The 25,338-nt window shown below is 41.0% G+C and carries 19 protein-coding genes, 1 rRNA gene and 1 pseudogene; 8 read left to right on the top strand and 13 right to left on the bottom strand.

Features of this window, described 5'->3' with window-relative positions; all coding sequences use genetic code 11:
- Positions 1-306 precede the first annotated feature (306 nt).
- Positions 307-2,757, top strand: a complete 2,451-nt coding sequence (plsB, locus tag HUS62_RS05830) for a glycerol-3-phosphate 1-O-acyltransferase PlsB (protein WP_058583715.1) — start codon at positions 307-309, stop codon at positions 2,755-2,757.
- Here plsB and tesB read toward each other — a convergent pair.
- Entirely contained in the window at positions 2,754-3,611 is an 858-nt protein-coding gene (gene tesB / locus HUS62_RS05825; RefSeq protein WP_054552365.1) for an acyl-CoA thioesterase II, read from the bottom strand. The two genes, plsB and tesB, sit on opposite strands and share 4 nt — an antisense overlap.
- Before the next feature lie 79 nt (positions 3,612-3,690).
- Between tesB and HUS62_RS05820 the strand changes: the two genes are divergently transcribed.
- Together HUS62_RS05820 and HUS62_RS05815 are read left to right on the top strand one after the other, a co-directional pair.
- Positions 3,691-4,152: an EVE domain-containing protein gene (locus HUS62_RS05820; RefSeq protein ID WP_175078865.1), complete on the top strand. Its 462-nt coding sequence runs from the start codon at positions 3,691-3,693 to the stop codon at positions 4,150-4,152.
- Positions 4,153-4,237: 85 nt separating this feature from the next.
- A complete protein-coding gene (locus HUS62_RS05815; RefSeq protein WP_175078864.1) occupies positions 4,238-5,269 on the top strand; it encodes a cytosolic protein in 1,032 nt (343 codons plus the stop codon).
- A gap of 26 nt (positions 5,270-5,295) precedes the next feature.
- Here HUS62_RS05815 and HUS62_RS05810 read toward each other — a convergent pair whose 3' ends face one another.
- Positions 5,296-5,508 carry a hypothetical protein gene (locus HUS62_RS05810; protein WP_054563926.1) on the bottom strand — a complete coding sequence of 71 codons (213 nt, stop codon included), beginning with the start codon at positions 5,506-5,508 and terminating at the stop codon, positions 5,296-5,298.
- A 3-nt stretch (positions 5,509-5,511) separates the two neighbouring features.
- Positions 5,512-6,576, bottom strand: coding sequence for a potassium channel family protein (locus HUS62_RS05805; protein ID WP_175078863.1), 1,065 nt, complete (start codon positions 6,574-6,576; stop codon positions 5,512-5,514).
- A gap of 145 nt (positions 6,577-6,721) precedes the next feature.
- Here HUS62_RS05805 and HUS62_RS05800 point away from each other — a divergent pair, with 145 nt between their 5' ends.
- Positions 6,722-7,675, top strand: a complete 954-nt coding sequence (locus HUS62_RS05800) for a chemotaxis protein CheV (protein ID WP_175078862.1) — start codon at positions 6,722-6,724, stop codon at positions 7,673-7,675.
- Positions 7,676-7,790: 115 nt separating this feature from the next.
- Complete coding sequence (locus HUS62_RS05795) at positions 7,791-9,104, top strand: short-chain fatty acid transporter (protein ID WP_175078861.1); 1,314 nt, start codon at positions 7,791-7,793, stop codon at positions 9,102-9,104.
- A 540-nt stretch (positions 9,105-9,644) separates the two neighbouring features.
- On the opposite strand, the gene HUS62_RS05790 is transcribed toward HUS62_RS05795, so the two are convergent.
- From HUS62_RS05790 to HUS62_RS05770, 5 genes are all read right to left on the bottom strand, one after another.
- Entirely contained in the window at positions 9,645-9,791 is a 147-nt protein-coding gene (locus HUS62_RS05790) for a hypothetical protein (protein ID WP_175078860.1), read from the bottom strand.
- A gap of 129 nt (positions 9,792-9,920) precedes the next feature.
- A complete protein-coding gene (locus tag HUS62_RS05785) occupies positions 9,921-12,083 on the bottom strand; it encodes a peptidase domain-containing ABC transporter (protein WP_175078859.1) in 2,163 nt (720 codons plus the stop codon).
- A gap of 312 nt (positions 12,084-12,395) precedes the next feature.
- Positions 12,396-12,602, bottom strand: coding sequence for a hypothetical protein (locus HUS62_RS05780; RefSeq protein WP_175078858.1), 207 nt, complete (start codon positions 12,600-12,602; stop codon positions 12,396-12,398).
- A 217-nt stretch (positions 12,603-12,819) separates the two neighbouring features.
- Positions 12,820-14,064 (bottom strand): HlyD family efflux transporter periplasmic adaptor subunit, encoded by a 1,245-nt coding sequence (locus tag HUS62_RS05775; protein ID WP_175078857.1) that lies wholly within the window; start codon positions 14,062-14,064, stop codon positions 12,820-12,822.
- A 195-nt stretch (positions 14,065-14,259) separates the two neighbouring features.
- Positions 14,260-15,276: a metalloprotease gene (locus HUS62_RS05770; protein WP_175078856.1), complete on the bottom strand. Its 1,017-nt coding sequence runs from the start codon at positions 15,274-15,276 to the stop codon at positions 14,260-14,262.
- Between the two features lie 175 nt (positions 15,277-15,451).
- Here HUS62_RS05770 and HUS62_RS05765 point away from each other — a divergent pair, with 175 nt between their 5' ends.
- Positions 15,452-16,672 carry an EAL domain-containing protein gene (locus HUS62_RS05765; RefSeq protein WP_175078855.1) on the top strand — a complete coding sequence of 407 codons (1,221 nt, stop codon included), beginning with the start codon at positions 15,452-15,454 and terminating at the stop codon, positions 16,670-16,672.
- Here the strand turns inward: HUS62_RS05765 and HUS62_RS05760 are convergent.
- Positions 16,669-17,733, bottom strand: a complete 1,065-nt coding sequence (locus HUS62_RS05760; protein ID WP_166338889.1) for a hemolysin family protein — start codon at positions 17,731-17,733, stop codon at positions 16,669-16,671. The two genes, HUS62_RS05765 and HUS62_RS05760, sit on opposite strands and share 4 nt — an antisense overlap.
- 144 nt (positions 17,734-17,877) lie before the next feature.
- Between HUS62_RS05760 and HUS62_RS05755 the strand changes: the two genes are divergently transcribed.
- Together HUS62_RS05755 and HUS62_RS05750 are read left to right on the top strand one after the other, a co-directional pair.
- On the top strand, positions 17,878-20,373 hold the full coding sequence (locus HUS62_RS05755; RefSeq protein WP_175078854.1) for a S9 family peptidase: 2,496 nt from the start codon (positions 17,878-17,880) through the stop codon (positions 20,371-20,373).
- A gap of 165 nt (positions 20,374-20,538) precedes the next feature.
- Positions 20,539-21,243, top strand: a complete 705-nt coding sequence (locus HUS62_RS05750) for a response regulator transcription factor (protein WP_062564684.1) — start codon at positions 20,539-20,541, stop codon at positions 21,241-21,243.
- A gap of 8 nt (positions 21,244-21,251) precedes the next feature.
- On the opposite strand, the gene HUS62_RS05745 is transcribed toward HUS62_RS05750, so the two are convergent.
- The 4 genes and pseudogenes from HUS62_RS05745 to rrf form a co-directional block, all read right to left on the bottom strand.
- On the bottom strand, positions 21,252-22,763 hold the full coding sequence (locus tag HUS62_RS05745; protein WP_175078930.1) for a YifB family Mg chelatase-like AAA ATPase: 1,512 nt from the start codon (positions 22,761-22,763) through the stop codon (positions 21,252-21,254).
- 38 nt (positions 22,764-22,801) lie between these two features.
- Complete coding sequence (locus HUS62_RS05740; protein WP_175078853.1) at positions 22,802-23,416, bottom strand: trimeric intracellular cation channel family protein; 615 nt, start codon at positions 23,414-23,416, stop codon at positions 22,802-22,804.
- 483 nt (positions 23,417-23,899) lie between these two features.
- Positions 23,900-24,854, bottom strand: a pseudogene (locus tag HUS62_RS05735) (IS630 family transposase).
- Between the two features lie 199 nt (positions 24,855-25,053).
- Positions 25,054-25,168, bottom strand: a 5S ribosomal RNA gene (gene rrf, locus HUS62_RS05730).
- Positions 25,169-25,338: the final 170 nt, after the last annotated feature.

The following is a 25,338-nucleotide window of genomic DNA, read 5'->3' as shown; positions in this document are numbered from 1 at the left end:
TTAGCTTGAAATCCAAGCTTAATCTTTCCTTCCAAGTTCCCGAGGGAATTTTGAAAGCCTGCGTATTATAGATAGATTGGTGATAAATGCAACAACTATTTTGAAAATCTCAAAGGTCTAAATTAAATTTTGTTTAATTTTCGAACTTTATCAATAACATTAGCGTCTTTAAATTATACTTGTGCGAGTAAAGAGGCTAGAAAATCGCTTTTAAATGGTCAGTCCAGTTAATAATTGTTATTCTATGCCGCTTATTTTTGACCAGACTCGGTCTATTTAATATCTACTAATAACTTTGGTGAGTTGATGCGAATCATTAATCGTTGTTTAAATTTCATTTCTGCCGGTATGAACCGCTTGTTTGTAAAAAGTAAGGTGCTGCCAGAAAATCCGATTGAACAATACAATCTAAACCCAGCCAACCCTACTTTTTATATTGTTAGGCTAAATGCACGCTCTGATTTAGCGGCACTGGCAAGGGTATGTAAAAAATACGGCTTACCTAACCCGACCGAAGAGCAGTTATTAGGTAATGCAGAACTTGATCGCTTTATCGGTATTCAAAACCCACCACCGCTATTTGGTAATAAAAGCAAGCCAAGCAATGCCCTGCAGCAAGGCAAACAAATTATTGACCACCTGATGCAATCAGGTGAGAAAAACGTCCAAGTGATCCCGGTGACGATTTTATGGGGCCGAAACCCAGGCAAAGAAAAGCCAGGTTTAGGTACTTTGGTGTCTCATTCATTAACACCCAGCTGGTTTCGTAAATTCTTTGTGTTGCTATTTTCTGGGCGCGATAACTTTATTCGCTTTAGTCAGCCGCTCGATTTATCTTTATTGGTCAATGAAAAAGCTGAGGTTGATGAACTACCACATAAGCTTTTACGTGTAGCCCGCGTACACTTTCGTCGCCAAAAATTGGCAGCGACAGGCCCGAAAATGCCATCACGTGAGCAGTTATTTAATTCGCTACTTGCCTCACCAACAATAAAAAAAGCAATTCAAATAGAAGCGAAAGAAAAAAACATCAGCCAAGAGCAAGCTCGCCAAAATGCGCTGAAGCTACTTGATGAGATTGCCGCCAATTACAGCGATGCCACCATTCGTGTTGCAGACCGTATTTTAACTTGGCTGTGGAATAAGCTTTATAACGGGATTGATATTAAATTTTCTGAGCAGGTGCATGAGCTTACAGATAAAGGCCACGAGATTATCTATATGCCATGTCACCGATCGCATATGGATTACTTATTGCTGACCTATTCTATTTACCATTTAGGCTTAGTTCCGCCTCATATCGCTGCCGGTATCAACTTAAACTTCTTCCCGGCAGGGGGGATTTTCCGTCGCAGTGGTGCTTTCTTTATTCGCCGCTCATTCGCGGGCAATAAATTGTATTCGTCAGTATTTAAAGAGTACCTGAGCCAGTTATTTATCAAAGGCTATTCAGTAAAGTTTTACACTGAAGGTGGTCGTAGCCGTACTGGTCGCTTGTTACCGCCAAAAACAGGTATGCTCGCCATGACATTACAAGCCATGTTACGTGGCATAGACCGCCCTATTTCAATTGTGCCTGTATACATTGGTTATGAGCACGTAATGGAAATTAATACTTACTTAAAAGAGCTTGCCGGTAACGATAAAAAAGGTGAGTCGGTATTAGGTATCTTTAAAGCAATTAAAAACCTTAAAAACTATGGTCGTGGTTATTTAAACTTTGGCGACCCTATATCAATAAACCAATATCTCAATGATCAACAACCTGATTGGCGAGAGTCGATCCACCCAACCGACGTGCAAAAGCCACAATGGCTTGGACCACAAGTCGCTAACCTCGCTGATAAGGTAATGGTTAATATTAATAGCGCCGCTGCACTCAATGCAGTGAATCTACTTGCGATGATATTACTGGTAAATGATAAACACGCGTTAAGTAAACCTAAGCTGATTGCTCAGCTTGAGTTTTACTTACATTTACAGCGAAGCGCAAGCTACAGCGAAAAGGTGACCACACCAGACGAAAGCGCCGAGCAGCTGCTAGAGCATGCACTTAAACTTAATAAGTTTGATGTGATCAGTGATGAGTTTGGCGAAATTATCGCGATTAACGATAAAGAAAAAACACTATTCAACTACTACCGTAATAACGTGTTGCACTTATTTGCAGTACCGAGCTTATTGGCGCTGCATTTATTCAAAGCACATCAAACTACCATGGCTGATTGCCAAGCCTTGATCGCACGTTTTTACCCACTGTTTGCCAAAGAGTGGTTCTTGCATGAGTTAGATGAAAACTACATTACTCGCGTACTCGCAAGCTTCGTTGATCAAGACCTGATTGAAATTGATGGCGATAATATCAAGATCACAAACAGCAACGACTGTTTAGCGAAACTCGAAATGCTCGGTCGCGCCTTAAGTTTAACACTACAACGCTACGCTATCGTGGTTGGTTTTATTCAAACTAGCAGTGGTATTGAGCGTGAAGAACTTGAACACGAAAGCCAAGTGTTAGCAGAGCGCTTAGGTACCTTGCACGGCATTAAAACCCCTGAGTTCTTCGACAAAAAAGTACTTATTGGTTTTATTTCAAGCTTGCGAGAGCAAAAGCTAATTACCGAAACAGAGCAAGGCTTAACGGGTAGCAATGAGCTGTGTGAAGTGTATTTATATCTTAAAGCATTGCTGCCAGCACGGGTCTGGCAGTCAATTGACGATATAGTGCAAAGCCAAGCTCAGCACACAAAAGATTAACGCTGACGCATAACCCCTTCTTGGATCGTTGAGGCAACCAAATTGCCTTGACGGTCAAAGAACTGACCTCGCACCAAACCACGACCAGAGCTCGCACTTGGGCTATCAATCGAATATAAAATCCAATCGTCTAGTCTAAACGGGCGGTGAAACCACATTGCATGGTCAATTGTTGCAACCTGCATATTCGGCTGCATAAACGATACCCCATGCGGCTGTAATGCAGTTGGTAAAAATTCAAAGTCAGATGCGTACGCAAGTAAGTAATTATGAATACGCTGATCGTCAGGCATCTCACCATTAGCTTTAAACCAAATATGCTTAACTGGCTCCATCACTTGTGGTTTGAATGGGTTATGAAAGGTCACAGGACGCATTTCAATTGGTACTTCTCGGATGAACTTATTTCGAATTGGTTCAGGAATAAGCTCTGCATTTGCTTGGTAAAATTCAAGCGATGACTTTAATTCTTCAGGCTGTGGTACATCAGGCATCTGCGCTTGATGTGATAAGCCCTCTTCTTCACCTTGGAAAGAAGCTGTCATGTAAAAAATCGGCTTACCATATTGAATTGCTTTTACACGGCGAGTACTAAAACTTTTACCATCACGGATATTTTCTACATCATAGACAATCGGCTTTGCAGCATCACCTGGGCGCAAAAAGTAAGAGTGTAAAGAGTGAACAATACGCCCTTGTGGTAATGTTTCTTTTGCGGCAGATAGAGCTTGGCCCATTACTTGACCACCGAATACAGCTCTAAATCCTAAATCTTGGCTTTGCCCGCGATACAAGCCTTGCTCAATCTCTTCTAACGACATTAATGACAGTAGGTCATCTAATACTTGGCTCATTTATTTATCCTCAATCCCGACAAGCGTTTAATGATACTATAGACTAATTGGAAGTAAATCTTTGTAAGAGCACCTCATTATGGCTTATTGGCTTTTTAAAACCGAACCCGATGCATTTTCAATTGATGATCTAAAAAACGCACCTGAGCAAACCTCTATGTGGGATGGCGTGCGTAATTATCAAGCCCGCAACTTTCTTCGCGATGGTATCAAGCATGGTGACTTGGTAATGATTTATCATTCAAGTTGTAAGCAAGTGGGTGTTGCAGGTATCGCTACGGTGACTCGCGAAGCTTATGCCGACCCAACACAGTTTGATTTAAATAGCGATTACTACGATGCTAAAGCAACTGCTGATAACCCGCGCTGGTTTGTAGTCGATGTGCAATATCAAGCACACCTTGAAAAGCTAGTTAGCCTACAGGCGATTAAAGCCAATGAGTCAATTACCGAAATCGCTCTTAAAAAAGGCGGCCGATTGTCAGTAATGCCTGTCACCGAACATGACTGGCAACAGATCATCGCAATGAGCGAAAGCTAAGACTCTAAAATGGAAGCCATTTTTAATTAGCTGCTATTTTTGCTATAATTTTGCCCCTTTATTTTAGAGGTAACGTGGGGGATGTATGAAATTATTGTATTGGTTAGAGGAATGGACCAACCTGCCACGCGATGAGCAACAAAGCCTTGTGCCTATGACTGGTGGTGATTTGCTCGGTGATGTTTATGTGAAATACCATATCATTGATGCCAATAAGCCCCTGCTAATTACCTTCTCTCCTGCTGGAACAAATTATCAAGAACATGATATCACTGATGATTTTTCGCCTTGGGCTTATAAGCTCGCGAAAAAGCAAGATGTGAATATCATCGCCTTTCAACATTTAGGCATTAGCAACTGGTTTAGGCACCGTAACCTGTTGTTTTTTATTGAACAGCTAGCACCACTGATTGGCGGGTTCAAAGAGCGGTTAGGTTATGGATTGAGTCGAGGAGGCTTTGCCGTTGGCGCCTTTGCCAATCTATTAAAGCTAGACAAGGTTTTACTCTTTCACCCAGTTAGCACAAAAAATAAAGAAAAAGCGCCATGGGATGATCGTTCAAGTACCGACATCGCGCAAAAATTTGATTGGAACGGTGACTACCACGATTTAGATTTAGGCCATGCAAAGGGTTATATTATTTACGACCCAACTAATCGCATCGACCGAGCTCATGCTAAACGTTACCCACAACTAACCCACTTACGCGTGTTTGGTATGGGCCACAGTGTTCATGCAACATATTTAAATAAGTTTGGCTTTTATAAAGATGTTGCTGTTGATTTTATTAGCCACCAGCAAGTTGATGTAGCCCAATTCCGCCAGCAAACCAAAACGCTGCGCTTTAAAGAAGACTATTATCGTCGTCTAAATAAGGCAAACAAGAGTTCGCCACATCGTTTAGCCTTACTAAGCACCGCGCATACAATTTTAGCTGAAGAAAAAGCCGAGCACATGCAAGAGCAAAAAGATGCGATTGATGTACAACCGCTGATTGATGTTGCAATCAAACATCAAGATGAGCACCCAAACGATGCAATTAAGGTCTTAGAAGTAGCGCAGCAACTCTCACCCGATGATCCTGTGATAGACCATAAACTAAAACAGTTGAAGTGACACAGCAGCTGTCAATTTGAGGAGAGTTAACCCTTTGGTTTTACTTTACGGTGTTTCTTGACCCGTCCGTGCTTAGGGATGATTGTTAAGTACATTACTAAAGCTAACCACGAAAAGAAGATGATACCGATTAACCAAGCATTCTTTTCGTGGCCTTGAGTGCGTTTACTATTGAGCACAATGACCACAGGTAAAATGTAGGCACTGAGTACAATAATTAAAAACACAACTTCGTTCATAAATTATACCAACGTTGACCAATCAACTTCGTCACTCAAAACACGCTCCGCAGCAATATAATGCAAAATATCTCCCTCACTTACCACGTAATCAAGTGGCGGGTTTAAGTCCATATTTTTTGCACTCAAATTATGTGCGACACCCAGTAATATAGCATCATGACTATATTTAAAGTGATGAAACAGCTTGCCAAACTCCATTGCTTGCACGCCTTTTGGAATTGGTAAACTAAATTGAGTATCCCCATGTAGTGTCGATAACAGCTCTTCTTGCACACGACTTGAACCTGGGTCTTGCATTGAGCGCACTAAGATCTCGGCTGACTTAGCACTGCTACATTCTACATTGTGGCAATGCTCATGTAGCATTTCGATTTTAGTTTCATCAGTAAAGTGCGCGCTAATGTGGCACTGTTCATTGACCAACTTGCTAATGCGCAGGGCTGTTGTAAACGTTTGGTCATCGTCTTGGCCATCAATGATAATTTTATCGGCGCGATCAATGGCAATTCTTTTCAACTCATCTAAGTCAGTAAAGCTACTTAGACGAGCAAAATCAACCATAGGATTTGCTAAAAACGGATGTTCCATTTGTTCAGTAACCGCCAATAAAATACGACGATCTAAGCGTTTATGATCGGCCAAGATATAGTCAACCATCTTTTTAGTACGTGTATCGTGCCAACCAAAGATAATAATGTGATTGTTTATATGTGCGAAGCTTTTATCACCCGTCATAGCGCGCCTAATTAAATAAGTTACTGTTTGCCCTGTCTTTCCTAACAGAACGCCAAATAATGCTAAACCAAAAGGTATTTGCAATAATGCGACAATCCAACGGCCAAGCTCGGTGCTTGCGCTAAAATCGCCATAGCCAACTGTAGATGTAGTTACTACATAATAATAAAAATAAGTACTAAGTGGTGTGAGCGCTTGCTCTCCTGCAAGCATAAGCAGCCACCAAATAAGTAGCATATGCAAAAGCGTAGTAAATACCACAGCCTGCCAACTTACTTGATCAATGTGACTGCGAATAAGTACCACTAAACGATTAAATATATGATGCATGATCCTTGCGATTTATAGTGGAAGAAATTATCGATACGGTACTGTAATGCTTGCATTTTGGCAACTGATGGAAAATTACTAATGCATGTCGATGAAAAATGATAGTAGACTATACTATCTCTGTATTAGGTGTTTAGGGTGAAATATGTCAGGTGTTCTTGCTTCCGTCGATAAGCGTACGCAACTGGTCGGTGAAAACCGCTTAGAGCTTTTACTATTTTACCTACACAGTCGCCACTTATTCGCTCTCAATGTGTTTAAAGTTAAAGAAGTGGTGAAGTTACCGCAAATTAGCAAAATTCCTCACGCCCACCCTAAAGTTTCTGGGGTTGTAAATATTCGTGGCGAATCAATTCCGGTGATTGATTTGCGCAGAGCGATAAACATGCCTGAAGCTAAACACATCGAAGATACAAACCTCGTTATCACCGAGTACAATCGTACCGTGCAAGGCTTTTTAATTGGTAAAGTTGATCAAATCATCAATATGACGTGGTCAGATATCATGCCGCCGCCAACGGCAATTGGTAAAAATCATTACCTAACAGCCTTAACGAAAATAAAACGCGATGGCCAAGAGCAGCTGGTTGAAATTATCGATGTAGAAAAAGTGCTTGCAGAAATCGTTGAGTACGAAGTCCAAATATCTGAAGACATTCTTGATAAAAGCATCGTGAACGAGTTTGCAGGCCGCAAGATTCTTCACGCCGATGATTCGCCAACTGCTCGTAAGCAAGTAAGCGATACCTTGTCGCAACTTGGCATCGAAATCATACCTGCTCGTAACGGACTTGAAGCACTCGAAATGCTAAAAGGCTGGGCTGATCAAGGCAAAGATGTTGAGAAAGAGCTACTCATGGTGATCACCGATGCTGAAATGCCAGCAATGGATGGCTACCGTTTAACACACGAAATTCGTAACGATAGCCGCATGAAGAACCTACATATTGTGCTTAATACATCTTTGAGTGGTAGCTTTAACCAAGCTTTAGTTGAGAAGGTTGGTTGTAATGCCTTCTTATCAAAATTCCAGCCAATACTGTTAGTAGAAGAAGTTCAAGCCCGCTTAAAAGCCATGCTAGAGCAAGATTCACAGTAAGCGCATTTAGCATCAGTTTTTAAAGGCATAAGCTAAAGCAACGACGTCGCAATTTGCCAATCATCGTTAATCATGATTTATTGGCATTATCGATTCGACGACAACAATAAAAACTATGCTAAATCGCGTTGCTAAACCATTCACTAAACTAGTAGAGCGTTATCTACCCGACCCGTTTGTATTTGTTATATTACTCACCTTGCTGAGCTTTATCGTTGCGAGCCTCTTTACGCCGTCAACGCCCACGCAAGTGCTCGCGGCTTGGGGTGGTGGATTTTGGAACCTATTACAATTTGCCATGCAAATGCTGCTAGTACTGCTAACGGGCTACATGCTAGCGAGTACCCCGGTGATGCGCAGTATACTCAACAAACTCGCGACTCTTGCCAACAGCCCTGCTAAAGCGATCATACTCGTTACGCTCGTGTCTTTATTAGCAAGTTGGCTAAATTGGGGCTTTGGTTTAGTAATTGGCGCTTTGTTCGCCAAGGCAATTGCGAAGCAAACCCGCGTAGATTACCGTTTGTTAGTGGCCAGTGCCTATTCGGGCTTTATTGTTTGGCATGGCGGCTTAGCCGGTTCAGTGCCGCTGACAATCGCAACCGATGGCCACTTTGCAGAGCAAAGTATTGGGGTAATAGGCACCGAAAACACGATTTTTTCGGCATTTAATATCGCTATTGTTGTGGGCTTGTTTATTATCATGCCGCTGGTAAATCGCTATATGTTGCCAAGCGAAAAAGACAGCGTTTATGTTGACCCCGCAAAGCTTGAAGATAAATCAAAGCAAGCAGATACACCTACCCGCCCCGCCGAAGTAATTGAACATAGCCGTTTGCTAGGTATGGGTATAGGTGCCTTTGGTCTTGCCTATTTATTCTATTATTTTGTGCTAAACGGAGGCGGCTTAAACTTAAATAGCGTGATCGCTATTTTCTTATTTAGCGCAATTTTACTGCATCAAACGCCGCATAATTTACTTAGCAGCTTACAGCAAGCAATCCCTAGTGGCGCAGGTATTGTGATTCAATTTCCCTTTTATGCGGGGATCATGGCCATTATGGTAAAAACGGGACTTGCTCAACAAATCTCTGAAGGGTTTATTGCCATTGCAACAGCCGAAACGCTGCCTTTTTGGAGCTTTTTAAGCGCAGGGTTTGTGAATATATTTGTGCCGTCAGGCGGCGGACAATGGGCAGTGCAAGCGCCGATTGTCATTCCTGCAGCACAAACACTTGGCGCTGACATGCCACGTGTTGCTATGGCTGTCGCATGGGGCGATGCTTGGACTAACCTTATTCAGCCGTTCTGGGCACTCCCCGTACTTGCTATTGCCGGCTTAAAAGCAAAAGACATCATGGGCTTTTGCCTTGTGCAGCTGATTATCACTGGCGTGTTTATATCGTTAATGCTGAGTTTTTACCCTTAAAAGCTTTATAAACATCACCTATTAGAGAGGGGCAAAAGCTCATAGCGAGAGTCCCTCTTCAAAACGGTTTGTTTACCAAAGGTAACCAAAACTCTCATTCGGTCTTAAATCACCGCTGAATCAGTACTTCATTCTACCAAAACAACAGTCTATCACTTAAAGTTAGAATCACTGCTCTCGCTTCTTTTATCTCTTTTTAATACAAAACAAACGATCTTAGAAACAACGAAGTACACTAAAATGAACGCAGATATATCGATAAAATAATCTACCAAGCTACTACTTTTTGAAATAGAAAAATCAAAAGTAAAAAAAGCAACTCTGGTTATGATGTAAGTGATAAAGAAAATTAATAAAAATTTTTTCATAAACAGAACTTTCAATAGCTAATAGTAGAGCAAACTCATCTAATCATTTCAGCATAAAAATAAGCGCGTAATAAAAGCTACTCACTTAAGCATGTGATAGTTACTAACCAGGTTACTATTCTTTAAATGATATTTAGATAAGGAGAACATTACTCCTTATCTAAAAAATAACTCAATCATCAGTTTCTGTTGGTACAGGCAAGTGTGGCATGCCAAACCCAGGCCTATCTTTCCTTTCAAAGTCTCCTTCATTAACTGTTGTATTCGATAACACTCCACCAATAACCAGTCCAATTTCAATTGTGGTTAATTCACGCATAATATACTCTCCATGTATTCGCATTTTTTGCCGGATTGTTAATAGGTTAGGCCGTTTCCGACAAAATTTAACGTGCCTAGCCTTTGCTTTAGTAGCTTGTAAAATACAAGCTACTAAAATCACATTCGATTACGCAGTTTCATTTTGAGCTACTGTACCTGTTAAAGCTCCACCTTGTAACTCAAACACTTTATCCGCCATATTGATAGTCTCTTGCCTGTGAGCAATCATTATTCGCGTCATCTCTAGGTGCTTAATTTGCTCACTGATTTTTGCTTCGTTCTCTTGATCTAAATGACTAGTTGCTTCATCCAAAAATAAGACGCTGGGAGATTGGTACAGCGCTCTGGCAAGTAATAACCGTTGAAGTTGTCCGCCGGATAAATTAGAACCCATATCGCCCACTAATGAGTTATAACCCATAGTCATTTTAGTAATATCACTATGAATTGCTGCATGACGAGCGCACTGTTCTATTTTTAAGTAATTAGGTTGTGGGTCAAAGAAGCTAATATTATCGGCGATTGAGCCAGCTAATAGCGTGTCATCTTGCATTACTGCGGCTATTTGTTTGCGGTAATTTTTAAGGCCTAGTTGGGTAATATCCATGCCATCAAGTAACACTTTACCTGATGTGGGTTGTAATAAACCCAACATGATTTTCATTAACGTCGTTTTACCCGCGCCAGACGGGCCAGTAATAGCAATAGACTCGCCTGAATTTAGCGTTAAATTTATACCTTTTAAAATAGGTGCTTGATCATCGCTATAACTAAAACTGATATTTTCAAGGCTAAGCTTACCTTTCACTTTATTGTCGCTACTCCCTCTGTAGGTCAAGTCACCATCGCGATTCGCTTCTTGCTTAGTAAGCGCAATATCAGCGATACGGTCAAGGTGTAAGCGCATCATTTTAAATTGAATAATTTGCTCGATGAAATTTGCAAAGCGACTTGTTAGCTGATTTTTATAGGCTATAAATGCCAACACCATACCGACAGATAAGCTATTACTCATAACCAAAAGTGCAGCAAGGTAAATAACCACTACATTCTCAAGACCAAACAGTAGTTTATTAAAAGACTCAAAACTAATATTTAATCGCCCTAAACGTATTTCACTATTTATTACCTCAGCATAACGGTTTTGCCAAATACCTTGGCGCTGCGCTTCATTACCAAACAATTTAATTGTTTGCATACCACGAATGTTTTCTAAAAAGTTTGATTGCTCTTTAGCGGAGTTTTGAATCATTTCTTCTGTGGCTTGATGCAGTGGTCGATACAACACTAAGCGTACAAGCGTATAAAGGGTAATTGCGCCTACAACAACAGCTGTCAACTTAAGTGAATAAACCAACATCATAATCAATACGGTGATAGCCATAACGCCATCAACAAATGTTTCTACAAACCCTGTGGTAATACGCTCACGTATTTGTGCTAGTGAGCCAAAACGGGAAACAATATCGCCAATGTGGCGGGATTCAAAGTAGTTCATAGGAAGGCGCAGTAAATGACGTAATAGATTAACCCCCATTTGCATGTTTAGCAGACTCGAAAGCCTCAAAATCAACCAGCTCCGCACTGCATTAGTAATAACTGAAATGATCGCAATTAATGCAAAGCCTAGCGCAAGCACCGTGAGCAAAGACTCATCAAAGCTCACCAACACTTCATCCACGACCCACTGCATATAATAGGGTGTCATCAGTGCAAATAGCTGTAAAACCAGCGACAGCGCAATTAATTTAATTAAGCCAGTTTTGAGACCAGTAACAGCACTCCAAAGCTGACTAAACCTCATTCGTGCCTGTTCTTGTTTAGCTTCAAACTTACTGGTTGGCGTGAGCTCCAAACAAATACCGGTAAAGTGCTTACTAAATTCCTCGCTATTTAGATTCCGCTTCCCAAGGGCTGGATCATTAATCGCTAATTTAGCTGATTTTCCCTTCCCAGAAACTTTAGTCAAAACTACAAAGTGATTCATATCCCAATGCAATATACAAGGAGTCTGAAGTTTATGTACCTCTTCAAGCGGGCACTGTAACGCACGACTCGCTAATCCTAAGCTATCCCCCAGCTCAATTAGCTGCTGTAAATTCATACCCTTTAAATTCGCCGAAAAGCGCTTTCTCATGGCAGGCATATCAAGCTGGTGGCCGTAATAGCATGCCACCATAGCCATAGAGGCGAGACCACATTCAGCTATTTCGGATTGGAGTAATAAAGGAGTGGTTTTGTCTACTGAAAAAGATATTGACTTGTTAAGGTAATGCATCACTTTTTCCATTGAATTTTGCTTTATAAACTGCAAAACATTATGTACCCATAGAAAACTAAAAGTTTATAATAAACCTACCCCTTTACCCTATCAAAAATAAAGTTAACCACCATATAAACAACGAAATAAACTAGAGCAAAAAATGAAAAATCTATAAAATAAAAAGTAACACCATCAGGTTTAAAGCTTGAAAAATCAAAAACAAAGAAAACAACTCTTGTTATTAAGTATGTGATTAGAAAACATATAATAAAATGACTCATGAAGATAACCTTAAATGGTTTTGAGGAGAGCACCCTCTCCTCAAATAACACTGCGTGTTTATAAAGTACCAAAGCCTGCACTATTACCTGTAGGCATACCTGGATTACTCCCCCAGCCGCCAGCAACTGCTTGTGTCATATGATTTACATAAGAACTTAAAGCATAATCTATAAGCTTTGATGCTGCATAACCTATTAAAAAAGACTTTATAGCAGGATGACCACCATTGATTACTTGAATTTCATTTACGTTTAATTCACGCATAATGATACACTCCATAAATCCGACGTTTTTATAATCGCCGGGTTGTTAATATGCCCATTTTTCTTTAAAGATGAGCGCTCAAACGGCCAGCTTTAGCTGCTCACTAAAGTTAACTAAAGCAGGCCTTTCTATTCTCTGTTTAATAATGCTCATTACAGCAAATTAAACAGATGAATTTTGCTTCTCCTCGGAATAAACCCTGACCTATATCTGACAATTAGCTCACGCGTCCCTTAAGACTGTACAGTGGCTCTAGTAACCACTCAATTAATGTGCGCTGTTCTAACATTATGTCTGCCTCAAACAGCATGCCGCTTTTTAACGCAAAGACCTTTCCATACGCAGACATTTGCTGCTGATTTAACGTAGCCCTAAGTCGATATACAGGCTCTTGCAATGTAACAGGTAACCTCACTTCGTTTGGTGTAATAAGTGCCTTATCAATACGGCTAATTGTGCTATTGATAAAACCAAAGCGTTGATATGGAAAGGCATCAAAACGTAATCGAGTTTCGTTGCCTATTTCTATAAACCCTGCGGAGCGCGTTGGTAATAGTAATTCAGCAACTAACTCAGAACCCTCAGGTATAATATGCAGTAAAAGCTTTGCTTGGCTTAGCACCTCTCCTTCGACTACTTGGATGCCTGTAACAACACCATTATTGCTAGCCGTAATTGTGTAGCTATAGTTGCTTTTTAACTGCGATAGTTGGTTTTGTGTATCTGAAATTTCTCGTTTTAAGTTACTGATGCGAAGTGCATATTGTTGTGGAACGTTAGCAAGATTAAAGCGTAATTGACTCAGTTGATTATTTTGCTGCATCAGTATTCGAGCTAAGTTTTGCTTTTCTTGCTTAACATCGAGTAAAGCTTGTTGTTGCTGCTCACGCTCTATATTCGATAAAAAGCCACTCTTATTAAGCTGGTTGAAATTAGCTTGTTGACTTTGCAATAGGTCAAGCTTTTCATCTGCGAGTGTTAATTGACTTTGTAGTGCAAGCTTTTCTTCATTTAAAAGCGTTTGCTGTGCTTCAAGGTTTAGTATTTCTTGTTTTTGCAACACTTTCGTTTGCATAACCTCATGATTCAAAAGTTTAATTTGCTCTGTTAATTGTTCAACTAACTGTGAACTGAGATCTAAACCTTGACTATCATTTTGCTGAACAACAATTGAAGCAAGTGCTTGTCCTTTAATGACAGAGTCACCTTCTTTTACATGAAGTTTTTCAATTGTTCCGCCTTGATTAGCAAAACTTTGAATGACGCCTTTACTAGGCATGAGAAAACCACGTACAGTTTCTTTGCGGGAATATTCTGCTGTAAAAAGAAATACTATAACCGCAACTGCAACAGAGCTTAGGGTTACAACAGTTAATTTAATCGATAATGGTTGCGCTAAAGTGATTACGCCAGTTAAACGTTCACTTTGCTGTGCAATCGCTTCCTTTCTAAACAAGCTCATAACAAAATCCTTTTGCTATATCTCTTGAATTTAAAATTAGCGGGACATTCTAATTTTTGTAAATCAGAATTTTCCTAAATATGAAACGCAGCACAAATTAAAGGTTTAATTACTAAAATAAAATAGAAATTTAATTAAAATATATTAATTAAATTTAAGCACTAAGCTGAATATAACTTAGTACTTAAATGTTAATTAACTTGCTAATATCTTCATTGGTAAGCTGAGGATTGGGCTTTCTGAGTCGGCAAAGTGCATCATTACTGCAACGTGACCTGCAACAACCAGTGCGTACATTACCGCTGAAAAACCTTGTCCATAAGTATCGAGAGGGATGAGGTGTGAGTAGTGACGTCCGCGCCACTCAAAGATAATCTCAAGTGCCCCTACAAATAAGAAAAACACCAGTAGCATCAAGCCAAAGGTGTAACTTAACCACAAGCCAAATAACACACCTAATAAGCACACACTAAGGCCTATCCATGAACGCATCGAAAAACTAATACTTTTAAGTACATGGCCGCCATCTAAGGGCAAAATAGGTAACAAGTTAAATAGGTTTAACAGTGCACTGAGTACCGCCACCCCGGCGAATATTTCCATTTCAGTGGCGTAGTAAAGCACCACTCCCAGCACAGAGGTAATTAAGCCAAAAGCGGGCCCCATGAGTGAGATCACCACGTCTTGCCATCTGGTGGTAATTTTATCATCAGAAACAGCCAAACCACCGACAAAGGGAATAAGGTAAATACCTTTAGTTTTAATGCCAAAATATTTCATAGCACGCACATGACCATATTCATGCACCACCAAGCAAGCAATTAGCATCAAGGCAAATTCAATGGAAAATAACCACGCATAGCCTGCCACCGAGGCACCCGCTAAAGCCGCTTTCACGACTTTTGCACTTTTGAATAATTTAAAACCCAGTGCCAGCAAACCAATAATGCCGCGTTTTGGTTCAGCTTCTTGTAACTCAGGTAAAGCAAGTTGGCTCACCTGCTGCTGGTTAACAAAGATTGCTAAGCTTTTTTCGTGCACTTTACTAGTATCAAGGCCAATACGCTGCCCCTGAAAATCAAACTCATAAAGTTCTGACTCTGGATTATCGAAGGCAATAGCTTGTTGTTGATGAAAAAGCTGAATTAACTGTGAGCCGTTTATATGCAAAATAAAGGTTTCGTCTGCGAGGCTCAGCTGAAGTCTGACCATAGTTCTTATAAATACGAATAAAAAGTGCGGCTATTATACTGAGGCCTTACAAAATTACGAATTTCCTTTAGGTACAAGGAGGTATATTTTTCGCACCACAAAACAGGCAAAAAACATGACGAAATACCATTTATCTACTACTTTTAACTATAGCGTTCTTGTTCATGGAGTGAATATGGTGAAGTCAAATAGACACATTCTCGTAGTGGATGACTCAAAAGCCATCCTGATTGTTATGCATGCCATTTTGAATGAGCTTGAGGTTCCGCACATCACAACCTGCCTAAGTGCAGAAGAAGCTTTAGAAAAAATTAAAAAAGCACCTCGATTCTTTGATGCCATTTTTACCGATCTCAATATGCCAGATATGGATGGTATGGAGCTTATTCGCCACTTAGGCGCTATGAAGTACCAAGGTGCAATTGCCATTATTTCTGAGATGGATCCTAAAGTTATAGACCTTGCCGCAGACCTTGCTCGTAAGCATAACGCTCACTTAATTGGTAACGTCACTAAACCCGTGCAACTTAATCAAGTGTATTTACTACTGCAAAAGCTTGAGCACTTTGCCATTCATGTTGAGCGCACAAAAACCCCTATTTCTGAGTCACTGCTACTACATGCCATCAGTCATAATGAGATTATTCCGTTTTATCAACCTAAGATAAATCGCCACGATAATCGGATTGAAAGTATAGAGGTGCTTGCCCGTATCAACACAAGCCAAGAAGAGGAAATTATCTTACCGGAGCGCTTCATTTGTATCGCTGAAGACCTAGATTTAATAAACCTTATTACTTTTCAATTGTTTGAAAAAGCCACTAACGATTTTGCAGAAATCAAAGAGCAGTTTGATCCTAATTTAAAACTGGCGTTTAACTTATCCCCTTCGCAGCTCGAGGACTTAAGCTGCCCAGATAAACTGGCTTTAATACTGCATCTTAACAACCTAACCCCCAGTGAAGTTATTTTAGAAATTACTGAACAGTATGCTCTACGCAGCACTGCACAACTCGAAACACTCAACCGTTTACGAATGCGCGGTTTTGGTATTTCACTTGATGACTTTGGCACTGGCTTTACTAATGTTCAGCAGCTAAAAACGCTGCCGTTTACCGAAATTAAGATCGATCGCACCTTAATTAGCAATATTGAAACCGATCAGTTTTCCCAAGTGATTGTTAGTAGCTTGGTGAATATAGCGATACAAGAAGATCTCGCTATTGTGGCCGAGGGCATTGAACGCGTTGAAGAACTTGAATACCTCGACCGCTACAAAGAGTTTATTTTAATGCAGGGCTTTTTGCTGTGCCGCCCGAAAGCCAAAGAAGACCTTTTAAATTGGTCACTTTCATGGCGGCAAATGGTAAAAACTGCAGCAGGACATCGCCGCTAAGGTTTACGCTTATCGTCACTGACGATGGTATTACTCGATGCTAAACGTTGTCGCCAACGCTGTTTGGCGACTTTTTGCATATTGGCTGATTGATCATGTTCATCAACAATTTCAAGTCCCATTAATGCTTCAATTAAATCTTCAAGAGTGACAATACCTTGCACATCACCGTATTCATCCACGACTAAACAAATATGCGTGCGCTCAGATAGTAAGGTTTCGAGTAAGGTCGGCACATGCAAGGTTTCTGGTACGGTGTAAATAGGCTTAACAAGCTTGCTAATTTTATAGTCTTCACCCAAGCGGTGATAAGCCAGCATAATGTCATTTTTATGCACAAAACCAATAATATCATCACCATTTTTGTCATAAACCAATACTCTAGAGAACGAAGAAGAACCATGCTCCGCCAAGTATTGGTTTACGGTTAGGTCTTTATGCACTTTAAAAAGCACCGTACGTGGTGTCATTAAGGTATCGAGTTTGGCATGACGAAAATGCAGCAGGCTACGAATGATTTCAGATTCATCTTGCCCAAGCGCTCCAGACTCAGTACCAATATCAGCCATGGCTTCAATCTCTTGGCGAATATAATAGGCTTCATCGTAATTACGCCCCAAAAAGCGCGTTAAAATGTCTGCAAACCACACAAAGGGTTTTAGAATAAACACCAACCAAATTAGGCTCACACTAACAATGGGTGTTAATCCTCGCCAATAATTAGCTCCTAATGTTTTAGGAATAATTTCAGAAAGCACCAGTACCAATAACGTCATAATTGCAGAGGCAACCCCAACCGCAGCATCTGAAAACACCACCGCAGCTTGTGCGCCAACGCCAGCGGCACCAGCCGTGTGCGCTATGGTATTTAACGTGAGTATTGCCGCCAACGGTTGGTCTATGTTGTCTTTAAGCTTACCAACACGTTTTGCCAATTGTGGTTGCTGTTTTCTGAGCATGGCAACATAACTTGGCGTAATACTTAACAGTACCGCCTCCATCACTGAGCACAAAAACGAAACCGTAATGGCAACAAACATATAAACAAGTAACAATGTCACTGTAAGCCCTCTTAAAAAGTTAACCTGCTCACCATAGCAATTGAAAACCACAAGCTCAAACCCGACTGCAATCTAACGCAGAGCACTTTTTGGGTAATTTGCAGCGTGCTATATTGGTTTAAATTACCTTCAACAGGCGAAACTATGACACTTTCAACTACTTGGCTAAGCCAATCAGCCAAGCTAAAAACAACAATCAGTGCCTTAGCGTTATGTGCGTTAAGTAACACAGCGATGGCCGCTGCCATTGATAAATCAGCGGTGCAATTTATTGGCCCTCTTGGCGCAGATATGCAACTTAAGCCATATCAAACGGATCATCGCGATGCCATTATTGCTAACCTATTACCTAGCTTGCAAAAAAGCACCGATAGCATACGCGTTTTTGGTAATGAGCTTGACTGGCAATCATTCGACAAAGTGAGTGCGCTAACACTTGGTGGTTTACAAGCACTCAAATTTACCGCCTCAACTGAACGTTTTAGCCAAGGCTCATTAACACTTAGAGGCATTGAGAACGCACAGCTATTTATTGATGGTGAAAAGCAAACAGAAAAAAATAAAAGCTATGAACTAGCTTTAAGCCAAGGCGATCATCAGTTTGTTATCATCACTGAGCAAGTAGCCAACTGGAATGAGGTTGAGCTTGATTTTACGGCTAAGTCAGAACTAGATACTGTGCAATTTAGCGCTAAACAACAACACGGTTTGTCTGCTAAGCAATTATTTGATGCGCCAACAGTCAGTTATATTTCAATGGCACCAAATGGTGATTACTTCATTACTAGCCAACGTCATTACGAAGATGCAACGGCTAATCAAGCGCAATATGTTACTGAACTTAAAGACGAAAAAAACAATACACTTTATCGCTTTGAGTCAGCCCAACCAAGTAACATTACTTGGAGCCCAGATAGCAAAAGTTTAGTGTATTTATTAAATGGCGAGCTTAAGCGTTTAAACCTAAAAACCATGCAACTTAGCGTCATTGCTAAAAACCTCTCTGGTGCAAGTGGCTTTCAGTTTTTTGATAACAACAGCTTAATTTTTAGTTGGTCGAAGTCTCCAACAGACAATGGCAAGCTCACTAAGCATTACCAAGGCCTGCAAGACCGTTGGTCTTATGCTCGTACTACATCGCAAGTCTATTTACTCGATATACCAACAGGTCTTAGCAAAATCTTAAGCCAAGGCCCACTTAGCCATTCACTTGAAGATTTTGACGCTAAAAGCGGTCGCGTCTTAATGAGCCGCTCAGCACAAGCTATGCAACTATCACCACAGCCAGCAACAGAACTTGTTGAGCTAAACCTAGCTACATCGACTACTTCGGTACTTGGTCAATACAATACATTTAATCAGGCTAAATATACTGACGACGGAATTTATGTCACTGCCGGACCAGATTTTAATAACGGCTTAGGTCGTAACCTTCCTGAAAGGATGCTTGCTAATAACTATGACGGTCAACTTTATTTACTCAGCCGAGACGGTAAAAAAGCAACCCCTTTAAGTAAAGAGTTTAACCCGGCTATCGGCCAGTTAAATGTGCTTAAAAACGGTGATGCGCTTATTAAAGTTACCGAGCAAGATACCGTACAACTTTATCAATTCGACTTAAGCAAAAAGCGTTTTAATAAAGTGAATACGGGTTTTGATGTTGTTGAGCAAGTTAGCTACTCACACGAACGCACCCCGCGCATTTTGGTTACCGGCACCACAGCGTCAACACCTCAGCAGTTAAAACAACTAAGCTTAGGTAAGAGCCGCGCTAAAGTAATGTGGGACTCTAAGCCAATTGGCTATGAAAATACGCAAGTAGCCTCATTGGAAGAGTTTAACTTTACTAATAAAGATGGCATTGAAATTAAGGGTCGCGTTTATTTACCGCATGATTTAGATAGCAATAAACAATATCCTGCGCTGGTTTATTATTATGGTGGCACTTCGCCAGTAACTCGTGGTTTTACCGGTCGCTACCCATTTAACCTATGGGCTGAGCATGGCTATGTTGTTTACGTTGTACAGCCTACTGGCGCAACCGGCTTTGGCCAAGAGTTCTCAGCTAAACACGTCAACGCATGGGGTGAATACACCGCCAACGACATCATCGACGGCACAAAAGCCTTTTTAGATAAATATAGCTTTGTAGATAGTAAACGTGTGGGTAATTTAGGAGCCTCTTACGGTGGCTTTATGACCATGCTACTCGCAACTAAAACAGATATTTTCAGTGCATCGATTGCCCATGCAGGGATTTCAAATATCACCTCGTATTGGGGTCAAGGTTGGTGGGGTTACTTATACTCAGCTGAGGCATCTAAAAATAGCTACCCGTGGAACAATCCTACACTTTACAGCCAACACAGCCCGGTGTTTCATGCTGACAAAGTAACAACGCCGTTATTACTCCTTCATGGTGATTCAGATACCAACGTACCGGTTGGTGAAAGTCACAATATGTACACCGCATTAAAGTTATTAGGTAAAGATGTTGACCTGATTGAGTACAAAGGTGCAGATCACCAAATTTTTGCTCGAGATAAACGTTTCGACTGGTGGAATACCATGTTGGCTTATTTCGATAAAAACTTAAAAGATCAGCCACAATGGTGGCAATACCTTTATCCTGAAAAGTAGTTTAATCATTTGGCTGGGCACGATGTGAGTGCTCAGCTTTCATTCTTTTCAACTATTGCTAAGCCATTAAATTGTAAGAAATAGTTACAAACCTCGCTATGACACTTCTCAGCCTTTGCCATACAGTGCTAACATAACAACAAATCAAGTGTGAAATTAAAGCGAATGACTATTCAAGTTTTATTGGTTGAAGACGACGAACTACTCGTTAAACGCATTCTTAATCATTTTAAAGAAACTGAGTTTAATATTGAGGTAGATTCAACGGGGGCCGATGCATTAAGCATTGTGCAATCGCGTGCTTCAACTAAAGAAGCAGTTTCTCTAGCCGTTATCGACATTGTGTTACCAAAACGCGATGGGCTTTTGCTTGCCAAAGAACTTAATGCACTAACAGATATTGGTGTTATTGTGCTGTCTAGTCGTGACTCGCAAGCTGACCGTATTGCAGGCCTTGCACAAGGTGCCGATGACTATATTTGCAAGCCGGTTGACTTACTTGAACTTGAACTAAGAATGCGCGCTCTTTTTAAGCGCATAAAAGGCTCTCAGCAAGATGATGAGAGTGAAGAGTTTATTGAATATGCCGACTTTAAACTGCACCCAGATAACCGCACATTAGTGACCCCTAATGGTGAAGAGTCTCGTCTCACCGAAGCAGAGCACAAGGTACTTATTTGCCTTATTGCAAATGCAGGTAAAGCGACATCGCGTGAAAAAATTTCCGAAGAAATTGGTCAACCTGACTGGAGCCCAAGTGATCGTACCGTTGATGTACTTATTGGCCGCTTACGTAAAAAATTAAGCGATGAAAAAGACCAAAAACGTATCGTTACCGTTCGCGGCAAAGGTTACATGCTGTCTATTTAGCAAGTTATCTAATACTGCGTTAATTGACTAATTAACCGCTCAAAGGCGCGATAATTCAGCGCCTCTTTTAATTCATTTAAGGTAATTGCTGGCTGTGCTTTCAAGTCGCTAATGGTACGCGCAACTTTAATAACACGATGATACGAGCGTGGTGACAAAGCCAGTTTTTCGCTGGCTTTTGCTAAAAACTGCAGCTCAGCAGCTGCCAACTCACAATGAATGCTCATTTCTTTATTATTCAAGCGCGCATTCACTTTGCCTTGCCGGTTAAGTTGAATTGCATAAGCTCTTTCAACTCTGGCTCTTACTTGTTCACTGCTTTCTTCTACTTTCGTGCTCTGTAATTGGCTACTGGTGAGTCTCGGCAGCTCAATTTGTAAATCAATCCTATCGATAAATGGTCCAGATACTCGAGATAAATAGCGCAATACTTGATCAGGCGTTGCACGCTTATCAGTATGACTTCCTGTAGGGCTTGGATTTAATGCGGCGATCAGCTGGAATTGCGATGGAAATTCCATTTGTCGTGCCGCTCGCGATATAGTCACCACGCCCGTTTCCATTGGTTCACGCAGTGAATCGAGCACCTTTCTCTCAAATTCGGGCAGCTCGTCTAAAAACAATACGCCATTATGAGCAAGAGAAATTTCCCCCGGTTTAGGATTCGAAGAGCCACCAACAAGGGCAACAGCAGAGCAAGTATGATGTGGATTTCTGAAGGGGCGTTCACGCCAATTCGATAAATCAACCGATTGACCAATTATCGAATATAACGCGGCAGTGCTAATTGCTTCATCATCCGACATGGTTGGCATAATCGTTGACATACGCTGGGCAAGCATTGACTTGCCAGTACCAGGAGGGCCAAGAAACAGTAAATTATGGCCACCAGCGGCGGCTATTTCGAGTACTCGTTTGGCACCAGGTTGGCCTTTCACATCACTTAAATCGAGTAGCGAGTCACGCTGCGACTGCTGCTCAGGATAGCTAATATTAAGTGGCAGAGGTTGCTGATTTAATAAGTCATTCCAAACATCTTGTAAGGAGTAAACGGCTTTTCGAGAAACGCCCGAAACAAGGCTTGCGAGATTATCGTTTTCAGCGGGTAAGAAACAACAGCGACCTTGCTCTTTCGCTCCTAACACCGAAGGTAAAATAGCGTTAACCCCTCTTACCTCACCATTTAAAGCCAACTCTCCGTAAAACTCATAACGATGAATATCAGGGCAGTTTATTTGCCCAGAGGCGACTAAAATACCCACAGCAATAGCCAGATCAAAACGGCCACCTTCTTTAGGTAAATCAGCAGGCGCAAGGTTGACGGTTATTCGTTGATCTGGAAAACCAAACTGAGAGTTTTCGAGTGCGCTACGCACTCTATCTTTTGACTCTTTGACTGACGCTTCAGGCAAGCCAACGATATGAAAAGCTGGCAAGCCATTTCCTAAGTGTACTTCAACAATCACTTCAGGAGCTTGCACACCCACTTGTGCGCGTGAAAATATTCTAGCTAAAGACACGATCCATGATGTCCCTATCATTCATCCTTAAATTAAGTTTAGTCGGGATATTTAAAAACGTGTAATGTCAGTTTCCATTTCATTGCAGCTAAACGCAGTGATAAGGTCATTAGCATGGCTAATATCATAGCTACTTCGGTCACTAAACCCAGCGAAATACTTAATGTATAAACAATGCCACCAGCGATACAAGCAATGGCATAGAGCTCGCCTTTTAATAGCATCGGCATATTTCCAGCCAGCACATCACGGATAACACCGCCAAAACAGGCTGTTATTACACCCATGATAATCGCCGTGGTATCTGGCATACCTGCGAGCATGGCTTTTTGTGTGCCCATCACCGCAAAAAATGCCAAACCGAAAGCATCAGCAACTTGCAGCGCATTAAGTGAAATAGAACGCTGCTTATTGATTAATCGAGTGGTGACAAATACAGACAATAAAATAGCCCAGAAATAGCTTTGATCATGTAGCCAAAATACAGGAACATCTAAAATAACGTCACGTACAGTCCCACCGCCAATAGCAGTGACTGTGGCTAACACAACAACCCCAAAGCCATCCATTTTTTTGTTGTACGCCAGTAGCGTTCCAGAAACTGCAAACACGGCTACGCCGAATAAATCAAACCAATGGTAAAGTTCAGTCATGTTTGTAACTAAAAAGTAATGTTAGTGCCGTTGTAACATAAACTTTTCAATCTTTTAAGCGAAGTTGTAATAAAAATCGGCTCTTGAAAATTTAAGAGCCTTAACTCAAAGGAAGTAAAAAATAGATGGGGCTCGCTGTAGTCCTTAACCATAATCTGTACTCAGTCATGTTTGCCCGTCAATGATAAACAAAGAGCCCCAAAACTACGAAGATATAACTAGATTAGGTTAACTGTAGAAAATATGTATGCATTATGCCGACAAAAATGTACTCAAATGCGACATTTTCATAATTAACAGCCAGTTATATGTAATGACATTGATACTCTTTCGCCGTCATGCCATATTTTGCTTCTGGCGAATATAAGCTAACCCAATGTATCCAGTTCTCTACTTTTAAAAAGAGCTCTTCTCTATTAAATGGTTTAGTGATCACATCTAGCGCATGCTCTTTTAAGCTGCTAATACTATTCCGCTTAAAGATTAAATCAATTTAATCCATTCCCGATTGCACATTTTCTTCACTCGATCCGGTATCGAAATAAAGTGATTCCATGCCTTTGACACTTCATCGACAATTTCGTCATAGCCCGAAAACACTCTATTAGATAAACAATGTTGTCGTATCCAACTCCATACTTGCTCTATTGGATTTAGCTCTGGTGAATAAGGTGGAAGCTTTATCAGGGTTAGGTTTTTAAATTCTGCAGCTGTATCGTATGTGTGCCAGCCTGCGCCATCTATTATCACGACAGCATGCCTTCCAACAGGTGTCGCGCGCATATGCTGCGTCATCGCTTCTTTATTTACGAATGGGCTTACTAACGCTTCTGTTTGGCCTGTGGCTGGACACACTGCACCAAATAAATACCCATAGTCAAATTGCTGTTGTTTTACAATCCGTGGCCGAGCGCCTGTTTCAGCCCAAATGCGCGTAGTCGGATTTTGCTGGCCAAATCGTGCTTCATCCTGAAACCATACGTCGATACCATCAAGAGGAAGGTGTCCTGGTGTGTGAAGGATCGTTTCCAGTTGGAAGTTTTTTAAAAGCCTCTTGGCTCTGTAATGATTGTTTTGGGTGTTTAGAGCGGCTTGTGATCCAACTAAAGCTAAGTTGCTTTAGAATTTTATAGACATGATTTAAGTGGTAATGAACACCAAATTCAGCGTGAATATAATGCACAATGTCTTCGCCGGTAAGGCGGCCACCACGAAGTTCTGTGTTCGTGCGCTTTATAAATTCAGACTGTTGTTCAAGTTGCTGCGGTTACAGCCTTGATGGACGTCCTTGAATAGGCTTATTGTCTAAACCACCCAGTCCATGCTCTAGGTAACTAGAAACCCATTTATTCACACTACTTCTTGCTGTGTTTAGACGTTTTGCAATATCGGTTCGGCTATTACCATCATAAAATAAAGACACTGCGAGCAATCGCATGCGTTTTCGTGCATTTGGTTCTTTTCGAGAAAGCGCTAAAAGTTGTTCAGATATGTTTGGGTTCAATGTTATTAGCCGTTGATTTTATATAGCCTATATTAGATCAGACATTTAAGCGGAATGGTATGACGGCTGAAAGCTAACAGCTCTAAACGCAAAAAAGCCCGACTCTTTCGAATCGGGCTTTCTCTTATTTGGAGCCTGGCGATGACCTACTTTCACATAGCAGCTGCTACACTATCATCGGCGCTGTTTCGTTTCACTACTGAGTTCGGCATGGGGTCAGGTGGGTCCAAAACGCTATTGTCACCAAGCAAATTTGGTTTAATTCGCTCTTTTGAGCAAATTAATAAATCTGGAAATCTGATATCAAGTAAATGTCTACTTTAGTTTCTTAACTTCTGTTCGTTACGCTGTCATAAAACGCGTTTGGCGTTGTATGGTTAAGCCTCACGGGTAATTAGTACAGGTTAGCTTAATGGCT

It is taken from the genome of Pseudoalteromonas sp. 0303, assembly GCF_013349995.1.
Lineage (GTDB): Bacteria > Pseudomonadota > Gammaproteobacteria > Enterobacterales > Alteromonadaceae > Pseudoalteromonas.
The sequence above is the reverse complement of the archived record's forward strand: the minus strand, read 5'-3'. Positions and strand labels throughout refer to the sequence as shown.

What these genes read in the sequence shown, in the direction of transcription:
- plsB (WP_058583715.1), top strand. Translation starts at nt 307, where the DNA reads ATGCGAATCATTAATCGTTGTTTAAATTTCATTTCTGCCGGTATGAAC.
- tesB (WP_054552365.1), bottom strand. Translation starts at nt 3,611, where the DNA reads ATGAGCCAAGTATTAGATGACCTACTGTCATTAATGTCGTTAGAAGAG.
- HUS62_RS05820 (WP_175078865.1), top strand. Translation starts at nt 3,691, where the DNA reads ATGGCTTATTGGCTTTTTAAAACCGAACCCGATGCATTTTCAATTGAT.
- HUS62_RS05815 (WP_175078864.1), top strand. Translation starts at nt 4,238, where the DNA reads ATGAAATTATTGTATTGGTTAGAGGAATGGACCAACCTGCCACGCGAT.
- HUS62_RS05810 (WP_054563926.1), bottom strand. Translation starts at nt 5,508, where the DNA reads ATGAACGAAGTTGTGTTTTTAATTATTGTACTCAGTGCCTACATTTTA.
- HUS62_RS05805 (WP_175078863.1), bottom strand. Translation starts at nt 6,576, where the DNA reads ATGCATCATATATTTAATCGTTTAGTGGTACTTATTCGCAGTCACATT.
- HUS62_RS05800 (WP_175078862.1), top strand. Translation starts at nt 6,722, where the DNA reads ATGTCAGGTGTTCTTGCTTCCGTCGATAAGCGTACGCAACTGGTCGGT.
- HUS62_RS05795 (WP_175078861.1), top strand. Translation starts at nt 7,791, where the DNA reads ATGCTAAATCGCGTTGCTAAACCATTCACTAAACTAGTAGAGCGTTAT.
- HUS62_RS05790 (WP_175078860.1), bottom strand. Translation starts at nt 9,791, where the DNA reads ATGCGTGAATTAACCACAATTGAAATTGGACTGGTTATTGGTGGAGTG.
- HUS62_RS05785 (WP_175078859.1), bottom strand. Translation starts at nt 12,083, where the DNA reads ATGGAAAAAGTGATGCATTACCTTAACAAGTCAATATCTTTTTCAGTA.
- HUS62_RS05780 (WP_175078858.1), bottom strand. Translation starts at nt 12,602, where the DNA reads ATGCGTGAATTAAACGTAAATGAAATTCAAGTAATCAATGGTGGTCAT.
- HUS62_RS05775 (WP_175078857.1), bottom strand. Translation starts at nt 14,064, where the DNA reads ATGAGCTTGTTTAGAAAGGAAGCGATTGCACAGCAAAGTGAACGTTTA.
- HUS62_RS05770 (WP_175078856.1), bottom strand. Translation starts at nt 15,276, where the DNA reads ATGGTCAGACTTCAGCTGAGCCTCGCAGACGAAACCTTTATTTTGCAT.
- HUS62_RS05765 (WP_175078855.1), top strand. Translation starts at nt 15,452, where the DNA reads ATGGTGAAGTCAAATAGACACATTCTCGTAGTGGATGACTCAAAAGCC.
- HUS62_RS05755 (WP_175078854.1), top strand. Translation starts at nt 17,878, where the DNA reads ATGACACTTTCAACTACTTGGCTAAGCCAATCAGCCAAGCTAAAAACA.
- HUS62_RS05750 (WP_062564684.1), top strand. Translation starts at nt 20,539, where the DNA reads ATGACTATTCAAGTTTTATTGGTTGAAGACGACGAACTACTCGTTAAA.
- HUS62_RS05740 (WP_175078853.1), bottom strand. Translation starts at nt 23,416, where the DNA reads ATGACTGAACTTTACCATTGGTTTGATTTATTCGGCGTAGCCGTGTTT.